The following is a 24,867-nucleotide window of genomic DNA, read 5'->3' as shown; positions in this document are numbered from 1 at the left end:
CGCAGGCCGGCTGTTTAAACATACACGATATTGATGGATTTGTTGAGCTCCCTGAGCAGATTGATCAGCCGCTGGGTGATCTTCCACTTCGAACTGAGCGCGTCCGGAAAATCCGGATTCTGGTGCGCCGGGTTGATGGAGTTGCCCAGAATCAGGTCGAGATGGGTACAGTGGTTTACCAACAGGTCGGCCAGAATGGACGCACCGTTGTTTCCCTCAAAGACCTCGTGGCCCCGGCGCTTGTAGATGTAATCCTCAATGATGTTGACAGTTTCCTGGATGGTCAGCACCCCTTCGGTCACCAGATCGATGGATTTCATGCGTCCCACGGGCGGCACCCGCTCCGACATGGTCTCAAGATCAATGTCGATTTCCTCGTCGTACTCCCGCGATACAATATTGCTGGCAGTACCGCCGCACACCACCTTGGTGCCCTTGGCCCCGTCCAGAATCTCCCGGATCATCTGGTCCTTGGTGCGGTCCAGAGGCGGGCCAGAAAACAGCGTCACGTACTGGTGCTCCTCGGCCTTCATCACCACCACCGTGGTGTCATCGCCGGGTTCCCCGCCGTACAGGTCGTTGCAGGTTTCAATCATGCGCATGGAGATATCCTTGGCAGTGATCATCTTCTCGTCATAGGTGCGTGCCAGCAGATAATCAGCCGCGTCCTCCCACTGCCAGCCGAAATTGAGCAGGGTCCCCACGCCGGCGTGGATCACGCCGTCGCTGAAGAAGCCGAGAACGTCGTTCTCCTCGATCCTCATGGTGGTTTCATAAATCTGCTTGCCCTGAAACTCGATGGGGTGGCGCTCAAGCTCTAAAATCTCCCCATCCCGGATATAGACAATGGGCGGATTGTCAAATTCGACAATGTAAAGCCTTCGGGTCTTCCAGTAGACCTGGACAATGGTAAAGGTTGAGTAGGCCAGCTTCCGGACCTGACAGACCGGCAGCGTGGCTTCCAGGGTCTCGACCACGTCCTTGAGCGACATCTTATCCTCCAGCATGGTCGCCGCGATGGTGGAGGTCATGGTGGCCAGGATATTAGCCTTCACACCGCTTCCCAGCCCGTCGGCCAGAACGACGATCACGCTCTCATCGTTGATTCGGATTTCCACATTGTCGCCGCACAGCTCCTGGTGGTGCTTGTTAATGCTGTCATGGGCAATATCGACAAAAAAAGCCATTATTCCTCTTCCTCTCTTGTGCCTACAACCTTTTGCAGCCGGGTCAGCGTGACCTTGGTCTCGGCAGTGGTCTCACCCAGCAGCTCGGCGATTTCGTGGGCAACGCGCATCTGCTTGTCGATGACCTTCTGGGCCATGTCCAGGGTTTCCTCCTGCATCTTCTGATAGGCCCTTTCCTTTTTGATTTCTCTGGAGATGTCCACAAAGATTCCCATGTACATCTTCTGTCCCGGTATATACGTCAGAATTTCCATAAAATGAATGTTGCCGCGGGCATAGAGGCCTCTGCCGCTGTAGTAATTGCCCTCGACATTATCCAGCTTTTTGAATGGGTTGTAGTCAAAGACTTCGACAAAGTCTTTGTGCAGCACATCACTCTTGGCGGTCTTAAACAGCTTTTCGGCTGCCCCGTTAAAATCAACGATCCGGAAGTCCTTGTCCAGCACCGCGATGGCATTTGGCGTCGACGCGATGATCAAATTGGAGATGGCCTCATTCCGGTTGCGCATAAAGGGCAGGCACATATCCAGCTCTGCCATGCCGCAGTAAACCGCCGCGGCCTTTTCACGGCAGCTGTCATAGCCGCAGGTACCGCAGTTGAGCTCATCCTTCGGGGTGAATTTCCCAGTCTGCCGCAGGATTTCCTCAATGGCTTCCTCTGGCACACCCGCAAAGGGGTCCTTTTTCTCAGACGCAAAGCCACGTTTGAAATCCGGAGCCTGCACGGGCGCTTCCGGGTCTTTCCGGGCATTGTTGTTAATATAATCCGTCACACGCTCAATCCGCTCATATTTGACCAGCGGGCTGTGGGTATTGCCCGGCCCGTTGACACAGCCCTCGACGCAGGCGTTCATCTCAATCCAGTACTGCCCTGTAAGCTTGCCGATATCGTCCAGAAAATCACGGCAGTTTTTGAGGCCGTCAATTTTTATGATGCGCCGGACGCCCTGCACACCTGGTACGCTGGTCTTTTCAACGCCTCCGGCCAGCGGATAAAACCGCGCCACGTTACAGCCTGCCGCGTCAAAGCTGCCCGCAGGCATTTCAGATACCGCAATGTGTTCTTCCTTAAACCACATCTCCAGCTCGTCAAAGGTCAGCACACCGTCGATGACCGGATCGGTCCGGTCAACCGCTTCCATTTTTTTGGAGATGCAGGGGCCGGCGAATACCACCCTGGCGCCAGGGTACTTTTCCTTCAGCAGCATGCCGTGGGCGGTCATGGGTGACACCACCTCGCTCAGGTATTCCACCACGTCGGGATAGTATTTTTCAATCATCATGTTAACCGTCGGGCAGGAGGTGGTGATCACATGGCGTTTTGTTCCCCAGTAATCCTTGGCATAGTATTTTGAGACCAGCTCGGCCCCGATGGCGGTTTCCTCAATCACTGTAAAGCCCAGCGCCCGCAGGCCGCTCAGCACCTGCAGCGGATCGGCCGTGCTGAACGCTGCCGGAAAGGACGGCGCCAGACTCAGAACCACTGGCCCTTCCTTCAGCCACTGGCGGATGCTGTCCACATCGCTGGCCACATACTTGGCGTTCTGCGGACAAATCCGAAAGCAGTTGCCGCAGCCAATGCACAGATCCTCCACGATCTGGGCCTGGTTGTCCATGAGCTTAATGGCCTTTACCGGGCAGTAGCGGATACATTTATAACAATTCCGGCAGCTTGCCTTTGTGAAGTTAATGACACCCATTGCTTCCCTCCATAATCTCATCAAACAGCCGGTCCACGCCCTCCGGCTTAACCGTATAAATATGGTCGCCAACCTTGACAGCCACTCCGTCGCTGCAGGCGTCCAGACAAAAAGTGCCCATCAGCTCCACCTCGTCCTCGAGGCCGCGTTCGGCTACCAGTTCCTTAAAGCGCTGCACCACCTGATAGGATCCCTTGACATGGCAGGCGCTGCCAATACAGATGTGTATTTCTCTCATACTTTTACTCCTCAATCTTGTTCTTTTACCTGTGTTTATCCTGATAAAATAATCCTAGCACGCCTGACAGCCCTTGTCAATTAATACTGCCACTTGAATTTCCTGCCATTTTCTGTTAAAATGGTTATGCCGAAATCGTTTTACAAAGTCGGCCTACGCGATGTTTTTTATTTTAACGGCCGGCTTTGTGTAAAACGGGCATGAATCCCACGTTATAAAAGGATTCCTTTTATATAGATTTTTCATTATCAAGGAGGAAGAGAAATGAAAAAGAAATTGACACTGGCGCTGGCTGCGCTGCTGACGCTGACCATGGTCATGGGCCTGGCAGGGTGCAGCAGCAATACCGCTAAAACGGAAAAGCTGGAACCAGGCTCCAATGGTGAAATCATCATGGCGACCACCACCAGCACACAGGACAGCGGCCTGCTCGACGTGCTTCTGCCCAAGTTTGAAGAAGAAACCGGCATTGCCGTAAAGGTTGTGGCCGTCGGCACCGGCAAAGCCATCGAAATGGGTAAAAACGGCGAAGCCGATGTGCTTCTGGTTCATGCCAAATCTCAGGAAGAGGATTTTGTCAAGGAAGGCTACGGCCTTGAACGTTTCGACGTTATGTACAATGACTTCATTGTCCTGGGCAGCAAGGATGACCCGGCCAAGCTGAAGGAAGTTGCTCCGAACGACGCGGTAAAAGCTTTCCAGACCATTGCTGAAACCCAGTCTGAATTTGTATCCAGAGGCGACAAATCCGGTACGCACACCAAAGAACTGGGCCTGTGGGAAAAGGCAGGCGTTACCCCGGCAGGACAGCCCTGGTACATCGAATCCGGTTCCGGCATGGGCGACACTCTGAAAATGGCCAATGAAAAATTAGCCTACACCCTGTCTGACCGTGCTACCTGGCTGAACATGAAGGATAACCTCGACCTTGAGGTGGTCGTGGAAAAGGACGATAACCTGTACAATCAATACGGCGTCATTGTCGTCAATCCTGACAAGGTCAGTGCTGAGCTGAACACCGACGGCGCCAAAAAATTCCAGGAATGGATTTTAAGCGATGCCGTACAGCAGGAAATCTCCAACTACAAGATCAACGGCGAAGCCACCTTTGTGCCAAACGCCAGCAAATAAGCATCAACTGAATTTAAAATTTGTCAGCGTCCGTTTTCGGGCGCTGATTTTGAATTGACAGACTCACGAGGTTTCCTATGGATTATATTATCAACGGCTTCATCGAAGCCTTCCAGCTGCTGGTTTCCGGCGACCCGGAAATCTACCAGATCGTCGGACTCTCATTATACGTGTCCTTTTCCTCCACCATCTACTCCACGGTTCTCGGCGTGCCCCTGGGCATCCTGCTCGGCATCAAGGAATTCAGAGGAAAGCGGATCGTCTCCCGGCTGCTCTATACCTTTATGTCCTTTCCCCCAGTCATCATCGGGCTGTTCACCTCGCTGGTGCTCGCCCGCTCCGGTCCCCTGGGGCATTTAAAGCTCATGTACACGCCCACTGCCATGATCATCGCCCAGGTGATCCTCGTCACCCCCATTATCATGGGCATTGTGTTTAACGACACTACCGTCAACGGACAGGTCGTGGTCACCATGGGAAAGACCCTTGGGGCAGGCGGCCGGGATATTCTCTTTCTGCTGATCCGGGAGCTGAAGGCCAGTATCATGATCGCCCTGGTCACCGGCTTCGGGCGGGCCGTGTCCGAGGTGGGCGCGGTAATGATCGTGGGCGGCAACATCAAAAATTACACGCGGGTCATGACCACCTTCATTGCCATGAACAATAACATGGGCGAATACGCGGTTTCCATCGCCATGGGCATTATTCTGCTGGTCATCTCCTTTGTGACCAATTCCATTCTGTATAAATATATGGTAGGAGATCCTTATGCAAATCGCGATTGAAAAACTCACCAAGACGTATCATGGAAAAACCGTGCTGTCCTTAGACAGCCTGTGCCTTGAGTCCGGCAAAATCCACGGGATTCTGGGTCCAAACGGATCAGGAAAGACCACCCTGATGAAATCCGTGGCCGGACTGCTTGCGCCCACCAGCGGCGCCATCACCTATGACAGCCGTCCCGGCGACGAATCCGTGCTGAAAAAGCTGACCTACGCCAGCCATACGCCTTACCTTTTTGCCATGTCGGTCTATGACAACATCGCTTACCCGCTCAAAATCCGCAAGTGCAGCAAGGCAGCCGCCGCCCCCATTGTCGACGGACTGCTGCGCGAATTTAAAATCGTGGACATCGCAAAGCAGAACGCGAAAAAGCTTTCCGGCGGCGAATCCCAGAAAACAGCCCTGGCCAGGGCGCTCTCCTTTTCGCCGGACACACTGCTTCTGGACGAGCCCACCGCCAACATCGACCCCCAGAGCCTGAAAATTATTGAAGCCGCGCTGCTTAAAAGGAACCGTGAAGCCGGGCTGACGGTGATCATCATCACCCATAACCCGAGCCAGGCCTACCGCATCTGTGATACCCTGACCTTTATGGATTCGGGCAGACTTCTCTTTCACGGCAGTGTCGAAGCCTTCAGGGCCTCTGATGATTCCGTTATCCAGGACTTTATTACTCTAAATTAAAGGGCCGCTGCCCTCAGGAGGAACCCATGAATCAGCAAACTCCAATCACCGATAAAGACTGGAAGAAACGGATCATCCTCTTTTTAACCAGCCAGACTGTTTCCCTGCTCGGCTCTTCCCTCACACAGTATGCCATTATCTGGTACGTCACCCTGACGACCACCTCAGGAATCATGCTGACCATTTCCACACTGGTCACCTTTATTCCACAGGTGCTCATCTCCCTGTTCGCCGGTGTGTGGGCAGACCGCTATAACCGAAAAAAGCTGATCATCTGCGCCGACGCACTGGTTGCTCTGTCCACACTGGGGCTGGCCATCAGCTTTTTCATGGGCTGCCGCGAGCTTTGGATTATCTTTCTGGTATCCGCCATCCGCTCAGTGGGCACAGGTATCCAGACCCCCACCGTCAACGCCCTCATTCCCCAGATCACTCCCAAAAGCATGCTCATGCGGGTCACTGGCTTTAACGGCAGTCTCCAGAACATGACCATGATTGTGGCTCCGGCCGTCAGCGGGGCTCTGCTGGCCACTGTTTCTGTCGAGTCGACCTTCTTCATTGACGTGGTCACTGCCATCATTGGCATCTCACTGCTGTCCATCCTCAAAATTCCAGCCCACGAACGGGCCCAGTCCGCCAAAGACACCGGCACCGTATCCGACTTAAAAACCGGCATCCTCTATGCCTACCGGCACCCCTTCATCAGGGTGCTCCTGATTTTCTATGCCCTGCTCATGTTTTTAGTGACCCCCACGGCCTTTCTGACACCGCTGCTCATTGCCAGGACCTTTGGTGAACAGGTGTGGTATCTCACCGCCAACGAAGTTATCTACAGCGTTGGCGCCATGATCGGCGGGCTTGTCATTGCCGCCTGGGGTGGCTTTAAGAGCCGCGTGACCACCATCATGGTCTTCAGCACCCTCTGCGGCATCTTCTGCCTTGGGCTGGGGCTCTCACCGATTTTTCTTGTTTTTCTGGGCTTTATGCTCTTTGTCGGCATAACCGTTCCCTTTATCACTGCGCCTATCACCGTTCTGCTTCAGGAGCGGGTAGAAGAAGCCATGCAGGGCCGTGTTTTCAGCCTCGTCCAAATTATGGCTGCTGCTGCCTTTCCCATCGGCATGACCGTTTTTGGCCCCCTGGCTGATATGATTGATGTGCGCATTATCATTATCGCTACCGGTATCCTCACCGCCCTGTGCGGCTTTATCGTTTATCACAACAAAACCCTTCGCGTCTGTGAAAAATAGGCTTTCAGCTTTTTAAATTGACTTTTGTTTTTCTAAACGCCCCTTATTGAAAACTAAAAAAGTAATGGCTATATTTCTTGTTTGCAATTCCGTTACAATTAGATTTTCTTCTTTAAGAATTCGTTACATCTTAAGGAAATGCGGTATGAAATAGGGTATAATATTTTCTACAAGCAGTTGACTGATCTTCATTATTTTACATTACTATTTTAATTATTTTAACGAAATCATTTTTAGAAGGAGAACCACAGCATGAAAAAGTTAATTCACAGATTTATTCCTTCGCTTTTATGCGTCTGCCTATTGTTTGCCTATTCGCTCCAATTTGCACCAACCGTAAAGGCTGCGGAATTCTCACCGAGGACAGATAAACCGGACTACTATTCTTATCCTTACAGCCGGTCCAGTGGAAATCCGTTTGAGCTAAATCCTTTAACGGGAGGCAATTGCACCTACTACGCATGGGGCCGTGCCTACGAAATCCTGGGCTATCCCCTCCCAAACAACGAAGTAAACAGCAATCCAAACGGATGGGGCAGTTTCCGAAGCAATGCAAAGTATTTCTGGTCTGATAATAAAGAGCTTTACGACGAAGGCCGCGGTGGTTTTGCCTATGGCTCAGAGCCTGCTGTCGGCGCTATTGCTGTATGGGACGGCTCAATTACCAATGGCTGGTGCGGCCACGTCGCTGTCGTTGAAGAAGTCAATGGCAACGAGGTTGTCACCTCCAACTCTGGCTGGAGCTATCGCGATTTTTATATGGACTACGACAATGCCAACAGCATGGGCGGCAATTTCCTAGGCTATATTTACCTGTTAGACAATGTAGATCCTGAGCCAACCCCTCAGCCGACTCCAGAACCAACTCCTGAGCCTACACCTCAGCCGACTCCAGAACCAACTCCTGAGCCCACACCTCAGCCGACTCCAGAACCAACTCCTGAACCCACACCTCAGCCAACTGTAGCGCCAACTCCTGAACCCACGCCTCAGCCGACTGCAGCGCCAACTCCTGAACCCACGCCTCAGCCAACTGCAGCGCCAACCCCTGAGCCAACTGCTCAGCCGACACCTGAACCCACGCCTCAGCCTGAAAAAGTCGAAACCACCGCAAATGTGGACGGAACTCAGGTAAAGGTCTCCGCAGACAGTAAGGTTCTGCCAGATGCCGAGTTAAAGGTTTCATCGGTCAGTGATGATGTTAAGAATAAAGCGGATCAGGCTGTGAAGAGCAAGCTGGATCCAGAAGCTGAAATCCTGGAAATCCTGGATATCAAAGCCATTGACAAGACTACAAACCAAGAGAAACAGCCAGAAGGCGGAACCGTTTCCGTCGAGATGGAGCTGAATGAAAAATACAAAGACAATGGCGACATCAAGGTTGTCCATTTTGATGAAAATACAGACGAAGTAAAAGTAATGGATACTACTGAGGCCGACAGCAACAATAAAACCGTCTCCTTTGAAGCGCCGCATTTCAGCTATTACGCGGCTGTCAAAACATCGGTAGCCGCGAGTGAGGTCAAGCTGTCCAACGACTATCTGAAAATCCAGCCGAATGCCAGCACCACGCTGAAGGCCACCGTTAAGCCTGTGAATGTCACAGACGCCAGCGTGACCTGGAGCTCCAGTGATCCAAACGTTGTGACCGTCGATGAAAACGGCAAGGTTACAGCCGTTAACGAAGGTCTTGCCGATGTCACCGCAACGACAGCCAACGGCAAAACTGCAACCTGCGAAATCGAAGTGAAGGCTCTGGATCCAGATGAAGGCGCAGGCAGCACCCAGACCTACAATGACGGCAGCAACGGCGGTGACGGCAATGTGATTCAAAAGCTTGCAGCCGCTGTTACAAGTGCCAATCCAAACACCAGTATCCCCACTGCAGCCCTGATGGACGGCGAGGTTCCAGCCTGGATGATCCCCTCCATCATTGGTCTCTTTGCAGGCGGCGGCATCCTCATTGGTGTGATCGCCCTGATTAAACGTAAAAGAAGCGAATAAGACTTAGACATAAAAAAACACTCCCCTTTCTAAAAAGCGGAGTGTTTTTTATGTGTTCATTTATTCTCCCTGCGCGTCCGGAAGCTGTCTGAACTGCTTTGGCAGTGGAATTGAGGCGGCAATGATGGCACCCACGCACATGGGGATAATGGCATCCACCGGAAAGCAGATGATCAGCAGCATCACTACCGCGATCGGTTTTCGCATAATGGCCCCAGCCACAGCTGCGGTTACCACTGCCACACAGAAGGTGGCGTCGACCATTGGAAAAACAGCGGCAAAACCGTAGCCGATACAGACCGCTGAAAAGATAATGGGGAAAATATTCCCACCGCGCCAGCCTGTACCAATACAAATATTGATCATCAAAAGCTTGACAATTCCTGTTAAGAACAGCATCCATATGGGCAGGGTCTGCCAGATTTCCATCATTTCACCCATCTGGTGTTCACCGGCAAACATGGTAAAGGGCAGCAGCATGCCAACGCCGCCTAAAACCAAACCGCCGATAACCCCCAGGAGCACCCTGTGTTTTTCAATGGGAGCAGTGATCACCGTCACTCCCCTGGCAAAATAAAAATACAGGATGCCGCAGAGAGCGCCCACGAGGGCAAGGGGTAACATGGCCAGAAGCTCGTTTCGCCCGACGGTAATGTGTCCGAAACGGCCAAGCCCCATGCCGCCGCCAAGCAGTCTGGATAACAGCATATAAATGCCAAAGCCGGCAAAAATCGCGATAAAATACAATAAAATCTTCGAGTTCTTAGGGATGGCCTGCCCACCCTTTTCGTCCTCGACCTGATTGACAAAGCCAAAAAGGGGCGCGTGAAAAATAACCCCCAGCGTCGCGGCGATTCCAACCTGAGCCAGATCCTCTACTTCCTCATAGGCATATTTAAAGCGGTCCGCCAGCCAAAAGCACAGGCCGGCAATTACACCAGTGAGCCCGGCCTCGGGCCCGAGGCTTCCGCCGAAAATAAGGGGCACCAGCGCACAGACTGCAATGACTGGCAGATTATCGTAGGGCAGGCGTTTGCCCTGTTTGATGGCCGCCATGTCTTCACTGAGCTCACCCGGACAGGGGCCGAATTTTGCCTGCAAAAGCCCCACAAGCAGTCCCCCGGCGCCGCAGACAATCAGATTGTAGGCTGGAATGTTGAATTTTCCGGGCAGCCAGGTCCAGAAAAAGTCAATGCCCAGATTCATCAGCCACAGCAGGAACCACACAACGGCCCCCACCACTGCGCCTAAAACAGCGATAAAAATTCCAAGTGCAATACTCTTTTTTATTTTACTCCACACGTTGCTTTCCTCCAGATCATTGAGAAAAAGACACGCAAATAAGATTGCGTGCCTTTACTCTGCTGTCATTCATCCATTTTTGCAATATCAGTCCGGTAGCGTGCACCGTCAAATTTAATTTTATCCACCTGGCTGTAGACCTTGGCGCGTGCCGCCTCACGGTCAGAGCCGAGAGCCGAAACACAGAGGACGCGTCCTCCGGCTGTTACCAGCTTTCCATCCTTCAGGGCTGTTCCGGCATGGAATACCTCACAGCCCTCAACATCCTCGATTCCGGTGATTTCAAGGCCCTTTTCATAGGGTCCCGGGTATCCGCCCGAGGCGAGCACCACGGTTACTGCCGCTTCATCCTTCCACTTAATGTCACAGTCTGCAAGCTTTCCGTCAATGCAGGCTTCCATGATGTCCACCAGATCACTGTCCATGCGCATGAGCACGCTCTGGGCTTCGGGGTCACCAAAGCGGACATTGAATTCCAGAACCTTTGGCATGTCGTTTTCGATCATCAGACCGATAAAGAGAATCCCCTTAAAGTCCATGCCGTCCGCCTTAAAGCCCTCGATAATCGGGGTCAGGATGGTTTCCTCAATGCGCTTGTTTAACACTTCATTATCAAACAAAACGTTCGGAGAATAGGTGCCCATACCGCCAGTGTTCAGGCCTTCATCGTTATCGTAGGCACGCTTGTAATCCTGGGCGCTTTCCATGGGCACAATGACACTGCCGTCGACAAAGCACAGCATGGAGGCTTCGCGGCCCGTCAGAAACTCCTCAACAACCACCTTATCCCCGGCAGCGCCGAATTCATGGTCGGCCATGATCATGTTGATGCCGTCTCTGGCTTCCTGCTCGTTTTCCACGATCAGCACACCCTTGCCCGCTGCCAGGCCGTCTGCCTTGATAACCATCGGGAAGCCGTAAACGCCAATATCCTTCATGATCTCATTGAGATCTGTGTATTCTTTGTAGGCAGCTGTCGGAATGCTATGGCGCAGAAGAAAATCCTTGGTGAAGGCCTTACTGCCCTCAAACTCCGCGCATTTGGCGTTGGGGCCAAACACCCGCATGCCCTCTTTCTCAAAGGCGTCGGTCATTCCCATTACCAGGGGCACCTCAGGGCCCACAACGGTCAGGTCAATGCCTTTTTCCTTGGCGAATTTCACGCAGCCGTCAATGTCCTCCACCGAAAGGTCAACACATTCGGCGATTTTGGCCATGCCGCCGTTTCCGGGGGCACAGTAAATTTTATCTACCCTTGGGCTCTGGGCAATTTTCCAGGTGAGCACATGCTCACGTCCGCCCGAGCCGATTACTAATACTTTCATATCGTTTCTCCTCTGTGCTTAGCTGTGTTTAAAGTGGCGCATGCCTGTAAAGACCATGGCAATGCCATTTTCGTTACAGACCTTGATGGAGTCCTCGTCGCGTCCCGCGCCGCCCGGCTGGATAATGGCTGTGATGCCTGCCTTGGCCGCTGCGGTAGCGCAGTCGTCAAAGGGGAAGAACGCGTCCGATGCCAGCACCGCGCCCTTTACCCTGTTCCCGCCGTGCTCGATACAGTTTTCCAGCGGCCAGATCCGGTTAACCTGTCCCGGTCCGTTGGCGACCATACATTTATCCTTGGCCAGAGTGATGGCGTTGGATTTGGTATTCTTAACAGCCTTCCAGGCAAAGAGCAGGTCTTCCATTTCCTTGTCGGTGGGCTTGCGGTCCGTGACTACCTCCAGCTTTTCGTAGTCCTTGGTGTCGCGTTCCTGGATTAACAGGCCGCCGAGCACCTTTTTGGTTTCATAGCCCGGTTCGCTGTACAGAATGTCATCCAGCTTGAGTACGCGGAGGTTTTCCTTGGCTTTAAGCACCTCCAGCGCTTCATCGGTATAGCCCGGTGCGACAATGACCTCCAGGAAGATCTCAACCATCTGTTTGGCCGTATCCGCGTCAATTTCACGGTTCGACGCGACGATCCCGCCGAAAATGGAGGTCGGGTCCGCTTCATAGGCTTTTTTGTAGGCTTCTGAAATGGTCTCGGCGCTGGCGACACCGCAGGGATTTGCGTGCTTAACCGCAACGATGGTCGGCTCGTCCTGGTATTCCTTCAGGATTTCAAGGGCGCCATTGGTATCATTGATATTGTTGTAAGACAATTCCTTGCCCTGGAGCTGTTCGGCCGCTGTCAGAGCGCCTTTGGCCACGCCGATTTCTTTGTAGAACGCGGCCTTCTGGTGCGGGTTTTCGCCGTAGCGCAGGTCCTGCACCTTTTCATAGGTCATGGTGACGGTATCCTTTAAAACCTCACCGTCAACACGTTTTCTGAGAAAATCTGAGATCATGGTATCATAGGCGGCAGTGGTTTCAAACACCTTCAAGGCCAGCCGGTAACGGGTATCATAGCTGGTAGCGCCGTCCTTATCCAGTTCGTTCAGCACAACCTCATAGTCCTCAGGGTCTACCACTACGGTCACGTCGTTGAAGTTTTTAGCGGCTGAACGCAGCATGGTCGGTCCGCCGATATCAATGTTTTCGATACAGTCCTCAAAGGCAACGCCCTCCTTCAAAATCGTGTTTTTAAAAGGATACAGGTTAATGACCAGCAGGTCGATGGGGGTGATGCCCAGCTCCCTGATCTGCCGCTGATGGTCCTCGTTGTCGCGGATATTTAAGATACCGCCATGAATCTTGGGATGCAGGGTCTTAACACGGCCGTCCAGACACTCTGGAAAGCCCGTTACGTCGGAAACACCGATGACATCCACACCTGCCTCGCGCAGGGCTCTTGCCGTACCGCCGGTAGATAAAATTTCCCAGCCCATACCGGCCAGCTTCTGTGCGAATTCAACAATACCCGTTTTGTCTGATACACTGATTAAAGCTCTCATAGTTTCTCCTCCAATTTTTTGTTCATTTTATTTAAGCACCCGCGAGCCTTACAGCTCGCTGGTTATTCTCGTTTTTCTGCCCTCCACGGTTATATGGCCCAGACAGTACTGCTCCACCACCCAGGGCAGCAGCGTGTGCTCAATTTTGAGCACCTTTTTCTGAATGGATTCGGGCGTGTCGTCGTCCGCAACTTCAACGGTTTTCTGCGCGATGATCGGACCTGCGTCCGCTTCCTCGTTGACAAAATGAACCGTCGCACCCGTAACCTTAACACCGTAGTCTATGACCGCCTCGTGCACACGCATCCCGTAGTATCCCTCACCGCAGAAGGACGGGATCAGGGCCGGATGGATGTTGACAATCTTATTCGGATAGGCTTTTACAAAGGCCGGGGTGATGATCTTCATGTAGCCTGCCAGCACGACCAGCTCAACGCCTTTATCCTTTAAGGTCCGGATAATCTCAGCGTTGAAGGCATCGTAATCCTCAAAATCCCGCTCCAGCACCACCGCGGTGGGAATCCCGCTGTTCTGGGCTCTGGTCAGCCCGTAAGCGTCTGCGTTGTTGGCAATAACCACCGCGATTTCGCCTGACCTGTGATGAACTCTGTCGATGACGGCCTGGAGGTTTGTACCTCCGCCGCTCACCAGTACGCCTATTTTGGTCATAGCACGATCTTTTCGTCGCCCTTGACCACTTCGCCAAGCACCACAGGCTTTTCACCCTTGTCCTTTAAGGCCTGTACAAAACCGTCCGCTTGATCTGCCGGCAGCGCGGAAACCAGCCCGATGCCCATGTTAAAGGTCGAGTACATGGCTTCATCTGTCACGCTGCCTGCTTCCTGGATAAACTTGAAAATGGGCAGGGTTTCGATGGCAGCGGTGTCCACTCTGGCGCACAGGCCGTCCGGAATCATTCTTGGAATATTTTCATAGAAGCCGCCGCCGGTAACATGGCTCATGCCCTTCACACCGTAGGGCTTCAGCAGATCCTCAACGGCCTTCACATAGATACGGGTCGGGGTCAGCAGCGCTTCGCCCAGGGTACCGCCCAGCTCGTCCACCCTGGTGTGGACGTCCATTTTCAGGTCCTTAAAAAGCAGCTTGCGCACCAGTGAAAAGCCGTTGCTGTGGACGCCGGAGGACGGTAGTCCTACCAGAACATCCCTTTCCGCAATACTCTGCCCTGTAATGATTTCATCCTTTTCGACAACGCCAACGGCAAAGCCGGCCAGATCGTAGTCGTCCAGACTGTACATGTCCGGCATTTCGGCAGTCTCGCCGCCGATGAGCGCCATGCCGCCCTGGACACAGCCCTCGGCCACACCGCTCACAATCTGGGCGATTTTTTCAGGGTAGTTCTTGCCGCAGGCAATGTAATCCAGGAAAAACAGCGGCCTTGCGCCCTGGCATAAAATATCGTTAACGCACATCGCCACCGCGTCAATCCCGATGGTGTCATGCTTGTCCATCATAAAGGCAATCATCAGCTTGGTGCCGACACCGTCGGTGCCGGAAACCAGAACCGGTTTTTTGTAGCCCTCCGGCAGCTCGATGAGGCCGCCGAAGCCTCCCAAATGGGATAATACATACTGGTTAAACGTTCTTTGAACGTCCTTCTTCATTAATTTGACAGACTCATAGCCAGCTTCGACGTCTACGCCGGCTGCCTTATAAGCATCGGTTTGTGCCATATTTTCTCTCCTTTTTAATCATCCTTTTTTAATACAGGTACTTCCATGGGGTAATCGCCGTCAAAACAGGCGCGGCAGTACTCAGTGCCGCCGCCGACGGACTCGTTCAAGCCGTCAAGACTGATATATGCTAGTGAATCTGCGCCCAGAATCTCGCGGATTTCCTCCACGGATTTCTTAGCGCCGATCAGGTATTTGCGTTTTGGAGTGTCAATGCCAAAATGGCAGGTGTGGGATACCGGCGGGCTGGTCACGCGGAAATGCACTTCTTTGGCGCCCCCGCTTCTCAAAATCTCAACAAGCCGTTTGGAGGTGGTTCCCCTCACAATGGAGTCGTCGATGATAACGACCCGCTTGCCCTCAATGGTATCTCTCAGCGGATTCAGCTTCAGCCGCACGCCTTCTTCACGCAGCTTCTGGTTCGGCTGGATAAAGGTCCGGCCGCTGTACTTGTTTTTGATCAGGCCCATGCCATAAGGAATGCCCGATTCCTCGGCATAGCCAATGGCCGCCGGAATCCCGGAATCCGGCACCCCGATAACCACGTCCGCGTCCACAGGGCTTTCCTTAGCCAGGATGCGTCCGGCGGTATGGCGCGCCTGATAAACACTGCGGCCCTCCATGACAGAGTCGGGACGTGCAAAATAAATCTGCTCAAAAATACAGGCCCTCTTGCTGGCCCAGTTATTCTGCCCATAGCTCTGAATGCCGTTTTCGTCAATGACGACAATCTCACCCGGGTTCAGGTCACGAATCAACTCGCCGCCGATGGCGTCAATGGCACAGCTCTCCGAAGCGAGCATGTACATATCATCCTTTTTGCCAAGGCAGATGGGGCGCAGGCCGTATGGGTCGCGGACGCCGATGAGCTTGTCCTCCAGCGTGATGACCAAGGCAAAACCGCCCTTGATGATCTCAACCATGCGCTGAATGGCCTCGATCACGCCATGGCGCAGACCTCTGGCCAGAATGTCTACCATCACCTCGGTATCGATGGTGGTCTGGAAAACAACGCCGGAATCCTCCAGCATGTCCCTTAAGGCTTTGTCGTTTACCAGGTTTCCGTTATGCGCCAGGGCGATCTGGGTTGATTTCAGGCTGACCGTTAACGGCTGGGCGTTGGTCACGCCGCCCTCACCCGAGGTTGAATAACGCACATGGCCGATACCCAGGTTTCCCCTCATGGATTTCAGCACATTGCCCTTAAAGACATCCGCCACCAGGCCGAGGTCCTTATGAGTTGTGATCCTGCCGTCACGGTTAACCGAGATGCCCGCACTTTCCTGGCCCCTGTGCTGAAGCGCGTACAGGCCATAGTAAATATAAGAAGCGCAGTTTGTCTCACGACTGTTACAATACACACCTACGACGCCACATTCGTCATGAAATTTGTCTTCTCTCATTGATTCGTTCTTCCTCCAAAAATGGATCCATGCTGTCATCCATTGAAACACACTCTATGCCGTATTCCGTAAATATCTCTTGGGGGCAGGCACCGCCGGCGCCCGCCCCGTGCAGTCTGCTGACAAATCGCAATGAGCGCGGGCGATTAGCCGTTAACTCTCTTTAACATTTCTTCGTAAGCTTCTTCAATACCGCCGAGGTCGCGTCTGAAACGGTCCTTATCCAGTTTTTCTCCGGTATTGACATCCCAGAAGCGGCAGGTATCCGGTGAGATTTCATCGGCCAGAACGATCTGTCCGTCGTTGGTTTTACCAAACTCAATCTTGAAGTCGATCAGGTTAATGCCCTTTTCCAGGAAATATGCTTTCAGGATATCATTGATCTTCATGGTCATTTCACGGATAGCGTCCAGCTCTTCCTGGGTTGCCAGCTTCAGGGCAGTGGCATGATTGTCGTTGATGACAGGATCGCCGTAGTCATCATTCTTATAGCAGAATTCAAAGATGGGTGTTTCAAGAGCCTGTCCTTCTTCAAATGGAAGGCGCTTGCAGATGGAGCCGGCAGCGGTGTTGCGGATGATCACTTCCAGCTGGAAGATGGTGACTGCCTTTACCAGCTGTTCGTTGTCTGATAACAGCTCGATGAAATGTGTCGGGATCCCCTGTTCCTCCAGCATTTTGAAAATGGTGGCGGTCATTTTATTATTGATGACGCCCTTGCCCACAATGGTGCCTTTTTTTTCGCCGTTTCCTGCGGTTGCGTCATCCTTGTATTCGATGATAAACTGGTCCGGATCTTCTGTTTTGAAAACTTTTTTAGCCTTGCCTTCATATAACTGTTCTAATTTCTGCATTTTAATACCTCTTTCTATATTTGAAATAATGAATTAACCATTAATCTTGGCCTGAAGCTTTTCATTCTTAGCCGTGACTTCTTCGTCCAGTGTTTCCTTGTAGGCTTTCATCTTTTCACGGATTTCAGGATACTTGATGGAAAGCATCTGAGCTGCCAGGATCCCGGCGTTTTCCGCGCCGTTTACCGCAACAGTGGCAACCGGTACGCCGGAAGGCATCTGCACGATGGAGAGTAAGGAATCCAGGCCGCCCTGGAAAGAGGTCTGAATGGGGATACCAATAACCGGAAGCGGGGTAAGCCCTGCCATAACCCCCGGTAAATGAGCGGCTTTGCCGGCAGCGCCAATGATCAGTTCGATGCCGTTTTCTTCGGCAGAACGGACGTATGAGAAAATCTTGTCCGGATTCCGGTGTGCTGAAATAACCTCAGCGTCATATTCAATATCAAATTTTTCCAAAGCGATCAGGCATTTCTTTACAACATCAAAATCCGAGTCGCTGCCCATGATAACTGCTACTTTTGGCATAATTGTATTCTCCTTCTTTTACTTGAAATATTCAACACCGGATTTAAAGATCAACTGATCCTTCTCACCCGGAATGTTTTTGTATAATCCTTTTCCGATACGTTCGGAATGTCCCATCTTGCCCAGAATACGGCCGTCCGCACTGGTGATCCCTTCCACCGCACAGGTAGAGCCGTTGGGGTTAAAGGCGCCGTCCATGGTGGCGTTGCCGTCAAAATCGACATACTGGGTCGCCACCTGGCCCCCTGCGATAAGCTCCTTCATTACCGCATCGCTGGCAATGAAGCGGCCTTCGCCGTGAGACATTGGAATGCGGTAGGTTTCGCCCACCCGGGCGCCCGCAAGCCACGGTGACAGGTTGGAGACCACCTTTGTCATCGGAATGGTGGACACATGGCGGCCGATGGTGTTGTAGGTAAGGGTTGGCATTTCAGGCTCGATATCGACAATTTCGCCGTAGGGTACCAGCCCGAGCTTGATCAGTGCCTGGAAGCCGTTGCAGATCCCGAGCATTAAGCCGTCACGGTTTTTGATCAGCTCCATGACCGCGTCCCGGATCTCCGGATTTCTGAAAACAGCCGCGATAAATTTACCAGAGCCGTCCGGCTGGTCGCCAGCGCTGAAGCCGCCGGGAATCATGATCATCTGGGACTGTCTGATGGCATCCGCCATTTCCTTGACGGATGCCGCAATGTCGTCGGCTGTCCGGTTTCTGAATACTACTATCTCCGGCTTGGCGCCGGCATTCTCAAAGGCTTTGGCGGTATCGTACTCGCAGTTAGTCCCCGGGAATACCGGGATAAAAACCTGCGGCGCCGCGAATTTCTCTTTGGCGAAAGTGACAGGGCCGCCAGTGTATTCGATGTTCTGAACCTTGCCCTCGGTTGTTCTGCTTTCTGGATAAACACTGCGCATGGCGCTTTCCCACACTTCGATCAGTTCATCCATGGCCACGCTTTCTCCCTTGCAGGTGATGGCAGGGGCTTCAGTGGTCTTGCCAATGAGCTCAGCGTCGTCCAGAATTTCGTCGGTTTCCACGATAATGCTGCCGTAAAGCGGCGCGTACAAACGGGCTTCATCAATATCCGCAATATCCACGCCGATCTTGTTTCCAAAGGCCATCTTAGCCAGCGCGTCGACCAGGCCATTGGCAGACACTGCTTTGGCCGAGAGCAGCCGGCCCTCAACGTTCAGGCTGCGGATACGGTCGTACATGGCCATTACCTTATTGTAATCAATGAGCTTGTTGTCATCCTGTTCCACCTCAAAGAGGTACAGGTTTGATCCTGCTTTTTTCAGTTCATTGGAGAGAACATACTCAACCTTATCGGCTTCGACGGCAAAGGAGATGATGGTCGGCGGGACGGTCATATCCTCAAAGGTTCCGGACATACTGTCCTTACCGCCAATGGCCGGGATGCCAAAGGCCTTCTGGGCTTCAAAGGCGCCCAGCAGCGCCGCAAAGGGCTTGCCCCACTTTTCAGGGTCTTTGTTCAGGCGCTCAAAATATTCCTGGAAGCTCAGGCGGGCTTTTCTGAAATCGCCGCCCATGGCCACCATTTTGGATAAGGATTCAAGCACGCAGTAAATCCCGCCGTGGAACGGGCTCCATTTGGATAATTCCGGCGTGTAGCCATAGGTCATGATGCTGCATGTGGTGGTATCCCCGTGAATGACTGGGATCTTAGCCGCCATACCATCCTGCGGCGTCAGCTGGTACTTACCGCCATAGGGCATCACCACGGTTCCCGCGCCGATGGTGCTGTCGAACATTTCGGCCAGCCCCTTCTGGCTGGCAGCGTTCAGGCTGCTGAGCACTTCTTTGGTTTTAGTTTTAAAATCAACGGTTTCCGCTTTTTCTTCAAGGGCTTCCGGTTCCTTAACCAGAACATCTGCGTACTGTGCAGCTCCGTTGGTGTTCAGGAAAGCTCTGGAAAGGTTAAGGATTTCCTCGCCGCGCCATTTCATGACCAGACGTCCCGTATCGGTGACCACTGCCACCTGGGTAACCTCCAGATTTTCGGCATTGCCCATCTTAATGAATTTATCGACATCCTCAGCCGCGACGACAACTGCCATACGTTCCTGGGATTCTGAGATCGCCAGCTCGGTTCCGTCAAGGCCCTCATATTTCTTTGGCACCTTATCCAGGTCAATGTCCAGGCTGTCGGCCAGCTCGCCGATGGCAACCGACACGCCGCCCGCGCCGAAGTCGTTGCAGCGCTTGATCATGCGGGCCAGATCACCGTTTCTGAACAAACGCTGGATCTTGCGTTCCTCAACCGGGTTCCCCTTCTGCACCTCTGCGCCGCTTTCGTGAATGGATTCCTCGGTGTGCGCCTTGGAGGAGCCCGTGGCGCCGCCGCAGCCGTCGCGGCCGGTTTTACCGCCGACCAGAAGAATGACATCTCCCGGCTGCGGACGTTCACGGACCACATTTTCCTTAGGCGCCGCCGCGATCACTGCGCCGACCTCCATACGCTTCGCCAGAAAGCCCGGATCATAGACCTCAACCACCTGTCCGGTGGCCAGACCGATCTGGTTCCCGTAGGAGCTGTAGCCGTGAGCCGCTTCCTGCGAAATCTTGCGCTGGGGCAGCTTGCCCGGCAGGGTATCCTCAATCGGTGTTCTCGGGTCCCACGCCCCGGTCAGGCGCATGGCCTGATAAACGTAGCTTCTGCCAGACAGCGGGTCGCGGATCGCGCCGCCCAGGCAGGTGGCCGCGCCGCCAAAAGGCTCGATCTCTGTGGGATGATTGTGGGTTTCGTTTTTAAACATGAGCAGCCAGTCCTCATCTACGCCATCGTGGTCAACCGTCATATTGACACTGCAGGCGTTGATCTCCTCAGACTCATCCAAATCCGGGATCAAGCCGCGTTTTTTGATTTCCTTGGTGCCGATCACCGCCATGTCCATCAGGGTCATGGGCCGGTCGGTATCTTCACCGTAAAGGGCGTCGCGGGTTGCATCATAGCTTTCAAAGGCTTTTTCAACCGCCTCTGTTACCGGGCCGCGCTCAAAGTCAATGGCCTCAATACAGGTTGAAAACGTCGTATGACGGCAGTGATCCGACCAGTAGGTATCAATAACCTTCAGCTCTGTCAGCGACGGGTCACGCTTTTCGTCTTCTCTGTAGTATTTCTGCACAAACGCAATATCCGCTTCACTCATGGCAAAGCCCATCTTTTTGCGGTAAGCCTCCAGCGCTTCTGCGCTAAAATCAGTAAATCCCTCTATCCTCTCAATATCTGCCGGCTGTTTGATTTTGTCCGTCAGGGTATCCCGTGGTCCGAGATCCGTTTCCTGAGAGTCTACAGGGTTGATCATGTATTGTTTGATTTTTCCGAGTTCTTCGCTGCTCACATCGCCTTTAACCGCGACGACCTTCGCAACCTTAATTAAAGGCTTTTCGCCTGCTGAAATTTGAATACACTGAGCTGCTGAATCCGCATGCTGGTCATACTGACCCGGCAGGTAGGAGGTGGCAAAGACCTGTTCCTCCGGTCCAAAAGCCATGGTGTCTTCATAAATGTTGTCTACATTAGGCTCTGAAAAAATGGTGCGTTTAACATTTTCCAGGAGGTCTCCCTCTAATCCTTCAACATCATAACGGTAAATGATACGAATACTGTCCAGACCCTTGATGCCTAAAATGCGCTGAAAAGTCTGTGCCAGTTCCTGGGCCTCGGTATTAAAGCCCGTTTTTTTCTCTACAAAAATTCGTTTGATCACTACTCTTCCACCTTTGTTTAATGATACTTGTATTTTACTATTTCCGAACTTTATTTTCAATGGTTTTTAAAACGTTCGGATACCTTTTTGAACCGTAAACATTTTCAGTTTTCTTTTCTTAAAGATTGAATAACCCTTCCATCACCTGGGCATAATTATGGTATAATAAAAGTAAATTTATGATTATCCGGAGGCATTTTATGAAAATTATTTATCTTCATCACAGTGGCTTCATCGTAGAATTGGAGCGCATGACACTGATCTTTGATGCAATCACGAATATTCCGCCCCATTTTCTGAGAAAAGGTCGGAAAAACTACTTTTTTGTCACCCACAGCCATCAGGATCATTTCTCACAAAAGATCCTTTCCTATGGCAGTGATTATGACACCACCTACATTTTCAGCGATGATATTCCTGAAAAGGGCGGCCGCAATATCCATTATATTGCACCTTACCAGAAAATAAGCTTTCCAGGCATTGAAATTGAAACCTTTGGCTCGACCGACCTGGGCGTTTCCTTCTTTGTAAAGGCCGAGGGTAAGAATATCTTCCATTCCGGCGATTTAAACTGGTGGGACTGGGATACCGAATCCCACCCCAACATTAACCCAGAGGTGGAGGAGCGCGACTTCAAGGCCGTTATCCAGAAAATTGAGGCGCAGACCGGCAACCACAAAATGGACGTGGCCTTTGTACCTGTGGACTCCCGCCTGGGCGGCTCTGCCTACCGTGCCGCCGAATACTTTATAGACAAGCTGCATCCAAAGGTTCTGATTCCCATGCACTTCTGGGAGGACTTCTCTGTTATCCGGACCCTGGCCGACCGCGAGGCCGGCAGCGGCACTGAGATTCCACTTTTCAATGAACGCAATGTTGTTATTGGTAACTATTAATAATATGAATAGCGGTGGATTAACATCCTCCGCTATTTTTATGTTTTAAGTATTTCCTAAGAATGTCGAAAAAAGGCAATCGTTTTTTCTTTTATTGTAATTTTCTCATGTTTTAGATGTAAATGTTTAAATTTTTATCGCGTAAAAAGGTAATGGACGCAACAAGCATCGGTGAACTTACTGCGAATTCGTTAAATTCTGAAATCATTCAAAAAAACTTCCAATTTTTGCTGATATAATACAATTAGTATGTTATTTTAATAATGCGTGCATAAAATTGACAAACCTTATTAATAGTATCAAGAAAGGGACCTTCATATTATGAATATAAAATTCAGGGAAAAGTCACAAATCACACTACCTTCTTCCGTCGTGGAACAGTTAGAGCTTCGCACCGGCGACGCTTTAGAATGTGAAATTATTGGAAATACCATCTGCTTGATCCCCGTCAACCATCTTATGAAAAAAAACGGATTCACCAGTATGCCGGCAAACCCTTTTTATCTCAAAAGACGGACAAGCTGCTGGCCGTCTTTTGCTTTGGCCCCCTGCGCATCTTCTATGCACAAAAGCCCTTAGTTCTCCAGTCCAGAAAGGCAGAAGAGCTGCTGACCTATCTGATCTGTGAAAAAGGCAATCTCATTTCAAAGAAAAGAATTGCTGAGACCATCTGGCCCGGCCGTACCGAAAGCCAGGCCATGTACTGCCTGTATAAAACGCTGGAATGGTTTAAAAATCTGCGCGAGCAGGGGATCTGCATCCCTCTCATCACACAGCGCGGCACCCTGGGTCTGGATACTACCCAGATTTACAGCGATCTCTGGGAGTTTGAAGTGCTCTATCTCAACCGCTCACAGCTTGAGAACTGCCAGAAAGCAGTCGATCTTTACATTGGACCGCTGCTGGCCGGAGCCCCGTATAACTGGATCTCTGCCCATGAAGCCCATTACGAACTATCCTGTGCCGAGCTGCTTGAAATCCTGATGCAGCAGTGTAAAGAAGCCAGCCAGCTGAATATTTACCAGAAAAAACTGGAAATCATAACCGAACCCTAAAGGAGAAGATTAAATGCCAAAATATATTCAACAGGACCAGCCATACAACTGCGGCGCCTTTTCCATTGCCTATCTGCTGTGGGAGCTTGAAAACCACACCTGCCCTTATGACAATTCCGATGACGCCATCGCTTTCGCAAACCAGATTCACCGTCAAGTACGATTTGGCGAAAGCATCCATGAATTCGGCTATCCCTTAAGCGGGATCATGAACGCAAATTCCTGCTCTCCCTTAAAAATGGCTGAATATCTTAAGAAGTGCGGACTAAAGCCAACGTGCCTTATGCCCGTCGATCCACCGTTTACCGCGCTCATCCGGTCTGTCAACACCCACGATCAGAAGCCTCTGTTTAATTTTACCCACGAGGATCCGCTCAAGACGCTGCAGCCCGGGCAGTACACCATCAGCATTACAGCCAACACCTTTGACCTCACCGACTGCGACCTGTTTCTTCATTACATGCTCATAAAAAAACAGGAGCAGAGCGACCCCTGCACTGTTTATGACCCCGAGGACGGCGAGGAAAAGCCTGACCAGATTTTAGCCATCGGAACCCCGATTGCCGGGAGCACCTGGCTTTATACAGGTATTATCATGGCGATTACACCATAATTCTTTATGCACGCAATCAAAAAGCACCGCTGCAACAACAGTGGTGCTTTCTTTTCATTTAACCCTTAACCACATCGGCATACTCTGGCGTGCCAATGCCAAAGCCGCCGGCCACATCCAGAATATGGCCGGTAATGAAGGAGGAATCGTCACTCGCCAGGAACAGCACAGCGTTAGCTATATCCTCCGGCTCGCCCACCCGGCCCAGCGGCACATGGCGTAAAAACGCCTTTTGAAAATCGCCCGACATGCTTTTCCTGACCGCGTCGGTGCCGATCATCCCCGGCGCTACCGCGTTACACCGGATATTTTTGCTTCCGAACTGCAGCGCAATGGCCTTGGTCAGATAATTAATCGCTGCTTTGGATACCCCATAACCCAGCCTGGAAACATCCGGTAGAAGCCCGCCAATGCTGGAAATATTGACAATATTACCACCGCCGTGTTCAGCCATATAGCGGATGGCCGGCTTACAGGGCAGGTACACGCTGCCGATATTCTTTTGCAGAATATCGAAGAACGCGTAAGGATCCCCGGTCAGAATATCAAAATCCTTGGCAGGCATCCCGAACCCAAAGTTGTTCACCAGGATATCCAGGCGTCCTTCCTCTCCGGCAACGTGCTCAACCATCACATGGTATCCCTCATAGTCAAAGGCGTTAAAGGGGTGAAACTTTACATTCAGCTTCTCCTCGCTGCATTCGTCCAGGGCCTTTTGGGCCAGTTCATCCTCCAGCCCCGCAATATAAACCAAGGCGCCATTCTGAGCCAGCTTTTTCGCGCTCGCCAGACCAATCCCGGCGGTGGCGGCTGTTACAATGGCTACTTTATTCTCTAATTTTTTCATATCGATTTACCTCCATATTTAGCATGAACTTATCATAGCACCTGACCACAGCAAATAAAAGCCTTTTTCCATTTCTTGAAGCTTTCTTGA

General features: G+C 51.9%; 21 protein-coding genes. 8 read left to right on the top strand and 13 right to left on the bottom strand.

The annotated features are described in order from the left end of the window. Positions 1–14: 14 nt before the first annotated feature. Genes I2B62_RS16525 through I2B62_RS16515 form a run of 3 tightly spaced genes read right to left on the bottom strand, consistent with a single transcriptional unit; the run spans position 15 to position 3,125 of the window. On the bottom strand, positions 15–1,187 hold the full coding sequence (locus I2B62_RS16525; RefSeq protein WP_195270146.1) for a PP2C family protein-serine/threonine phosphatase: 1,173 nt from the start codon (positions 1,185–1,187) through the stop codon (positions 15–17). Next, the gene (locus I2B62_RS16520; protein ID WP_195270145.1) at positions 1,187–2,887 is read right to left on the bottom strand and encodes a [Fe-Fe] hydrogenase large subunit C-terminal domain-containing protein; all 1,701 of its coding nucleotides are present in this window, start codon (positions 2,885–2,887) and stop codon (positions 1,187–1,189) included. The genes I2B62_RS16525 and I2B62_RS16520 overlap by 1 nt, the downstream gene beginning before the upstream one ends. Beyond that, positions 2,874–3,125: a (2Fe-2S) ferredoxin domain-containing protein gene (locus I2B62_RS16515; RefSeq protein WP_195270144.1), complete on the bottom strand. Its 252-nt coding sequence runs from the start codon at positions 3,123–3,125 to the stop codon at positions 2,874–2,876. Before I2B62_RS16515 ends, I2B62_RS16520 begins: the two co-directional genes overlap by 14 nt. Positions 3,126–3,389: 264 nt before the next feature. Between I2B62_RS16515 and I2B62_RS16510 the strand changes: the two genes are divergently transcribed. The 5 genes from I2B62_RS16510 to I2B62_RS20540 all read left to right on the top strand — a co-directional run bounded on the left by I2B62_RS16510 (position 3,390) and on the right by I2B62_RS20540 (position 8,977). Continuing rightward, positions 3,390–4,256, top strand: a complete 867-nt coding sequence (locus I2B62_RS16510; protein WP_195270143.1) for a substrate-binding domain-containing protein — start codon at positions 3,390–3,392, stop codon at positions 4,254–4,256. A 77-nt stretch (positions 4,257–4,333) separates the two neighbouring features. Next, positions 4,334–5,041, top strand: coding sequence for an ABC transporter permease (locus I2B62_RS16505; protein WP_195270142.1), 708 nt, complete (start codon positions 4,334–4,336; stop codon positions 5,039–5,041). Beyond that, positions 5,025–5,723, top strand: coding sequence for an ABC transporter ATP-binding protein (locus tag I2B62_RS16500; RefSeq protein WP_195270141.1), 699 nt, complete (start codon positions 5,025–5,027; stop codon positions 5,721–5,723). Before I2B62_RS16505 ends, I2B62_RS16500 begins: the two co-directional genes overlap by 17 nt. A gap of 26 nt (positions 5,724–5,749) precedes the next feature. Continuing rightward, on the top strand, positions 5,750–6,973 hold the full coding sequence (locus I2B62_RS16495) for an MFS transporter (protein ID WP_195270140.1): 1,224 nt from the start codon (positions 5,750–5,752) through the stop codon (positions 6,971–6,973). Positions 6,974–7,225: 252 nt separating this feature from the next. Further along, on the top strand, positions 7,226–8,977 hold the full coding sequence (locus tag I2B62_RS20540; RefSeq protein WP_243259576.1) for an Ig-like domain-containing protein: 1,752 nt from the start codon (positions 7,226–7,228) through the stop codon (positions 8,975–8,977). A gap of 60 nt (positions 8,978–9,037) precedes the next feature. On the opposite strand, the gene I2B62_RS16480 is transcribed toward I2B62_RS20540, so the two are convergent. The 9 genes from I2B62_RS16480 to I2B62_RS16440 form a co-directional block, all read right to left on the bottom strand. Beyond that, the gene (locus I2B62_RS16480) at positions 9,038–10,279 is read right to left on the bottom strand and encodes a chloride channel protein (RefSeq protein WP_347707835.1); all 1,242 of its coding nucleotides are present in this window, start codon (positions 10,277–10,279) and stop codon (positions 9,038–9,040) included. 65 nt (positions 10,280–10,344) lie between these two features. Continuing rightward, positions 10,345–11,604: a phosphoribosylamine--glycine ligase gene (purD, locus tag I2B62_RS16475; protein WP_195270139.1), complete on the bottom strand. Its 1,260-nt coding sequence runs from the start codon at positions 11,602–11,604 to the stop codon at positions 10,345–10,347. 18 nt (positions 11,605–11,622) lie between these two features. Beyond that, complete coding sequence (gene purH / locus I2B62_RS16470) at positions 11,623–13,155, bottom strand: bifunctional phosphoribosylaminoimidazolecarboxamide formyltransferase/IMP cyclohydrolase (RefSeq protein ID WP_195270138.1); 1,533 nt, start codon at positions 13,153–13,155, stop codon at positions 11,623–11,625. Between the two features lie 48 nt (positions 13,156–13,203). Continuing rightward, complete coding sequence (gene purN / locus I2B62_RS16465) at positions 13,204–13,824, bottom strand: phosphoribosylglycinamide formyltransferase (protein WP_195270137.1); 621 nt, start codon at positions 13,822–13,824, stop codon at positions 13,204–13,206. Next, on the bottom strand, positions 13,821–14,849 hold the full coding sequence (gene purM / locus I2B62_RS16460) for a phosphoribosylformylglycinamidine cyclo-ligase (RefSeq protein WP_195270136.1): 1,029 nt from the start codon (positions 14,847–14,849) through the stop codon (positions 13,821–13,823). Before purM ends, purN begins: the two co-directional genes overlap by 4 nt. Before the next feature lie 14 nt (positions 14,850–14,863). Continuing rightward, positions 14,864–16,252 (bottom strand): amidophosphoribosyltransferase, encoded by a 1,389-nt coding sequence (gene purF / locus I2B62_RS16455; protein ID WP_195270135.1) that lies wholly within the window; start codon positions 16,250–16,252, stop codon positions 14,864–14,866. Between the two features lie 146 nt (positions 16,253–16,398). Further along, positions 16,399–17,106 carry a phosphoribosylaminoimidazolesuccinocarboxamide synthase gene (purC, locus tag I2B62_RS16450; RefSeq protein ID WP_195270134.1) on the bottom strand — a complete coding sequence of 236 codons (708 nt, stop codon included), beginning with the start codon at positions 17,104–17,106 and terminating at the stop codon, positions 16,399–16,401. Positions 17,107–17,139: 33 nt separating this feature from the next. Next, positions 17,140–17,634: a 5-(carboxyamino)imidazole ribonucleotide mutase gene (gene purE / locus I2B62_RS16445; protein WP_195270133.1), complete on the bottom strand. Its 495-nt coding sequence runs from the start codon at positions 17,632–17,634 to the stop codon at positions 17,140–17,142. An 18-nt stretch (positions 17,635–17,652) separates the two neighbouring features. After that, complete coding sequence (locus I2B62_RS16440; protein WP_195270132.1) at positions 17,653–21,366, bottom strand: phosphoribosylformylglycinamidine synthase; 3,714 nt, start codon at positions 21,364–21,366, stop codon at positions 17,653–17,655. A gap of 200 nt (positions 21,367–21,566) precedes the next feature. Here I2B62_RS16440 and I2B62_RS16435 point away from each other — a divergent pair, with 200 nt between their 5' ends. The 3 genes from I2B62_RS16435 (at position 21,567) to I2B62_RS16425 (ending at position 23,930) form a co-directional block, all read left to right on the top strand. Next, a complete protein-coding gene (locus I2B62_RS16435) occupies positions 21,567–22,262 on the top strand; it encodes an MBL fold metallo-hydrolase (protein WP_195270131.1) in 696 nt (231 codons plus the stop codon). A gap of 698 nt (positions 22,263–22,960) precedes the next feature. Further along, on the top strand, positions 22,961–23,317 hold the full coding sequence (locus tag I2B62_RS16430; RefSeq protein WP_195270130.1) for a bacterial transcriptional activator domain-containing protein: 357 nt from the start codon (positions 22,961–22,963) through the stop codon (positions 23,315–23,317). A gap of 13 nt (positions 23,318–23,330) precedes the next feature. Continuing rightward, on the top strand, positions 23,331–23,930 hold the full coding sequence (locus I2B62_RS16425; RefSeq protein WP_195270129.1) for a hypothetical protein: 600 nt from the start codon (positions 23,331–23,333) through the stop codon (positions 23,928–23,930). A 58-nt stretch (positions 23,931–23,988) separates the two neighbouring features. Here I2B62_RS16425 and I2B62_RS16420 read toward each other — a convergent pair whose 3' ends face one another. Beyond that, positions 23,989–24,777 (bottom strand): SDR family NAD(P)-dependent oxidoreductase, encoded by a 789-nt coding sequence (locus I2B62_RS16420; RefSeq protein WP_195270128.1) that lies wholly within the window; start codon positions 24,775–24,777, stop codon positions 23,989–23,991. Positions 24,778–24,867 lie beyond the last annotated feature (90 nt).

Origin of the sequence: Eubacterium sp. 1001713B170207_170306_E7, assembly GCF_015547515.1 — a bacterium.
GTDB lineage: Bacteria > Bacillota > Clostridia > Eubacteriales > Eubacteriaceae > Eubacterium.
Note: the sequence above shows the minus strand (reverse complement) of the source record. Positions and strands in the feature narration are given on the sequence as shown.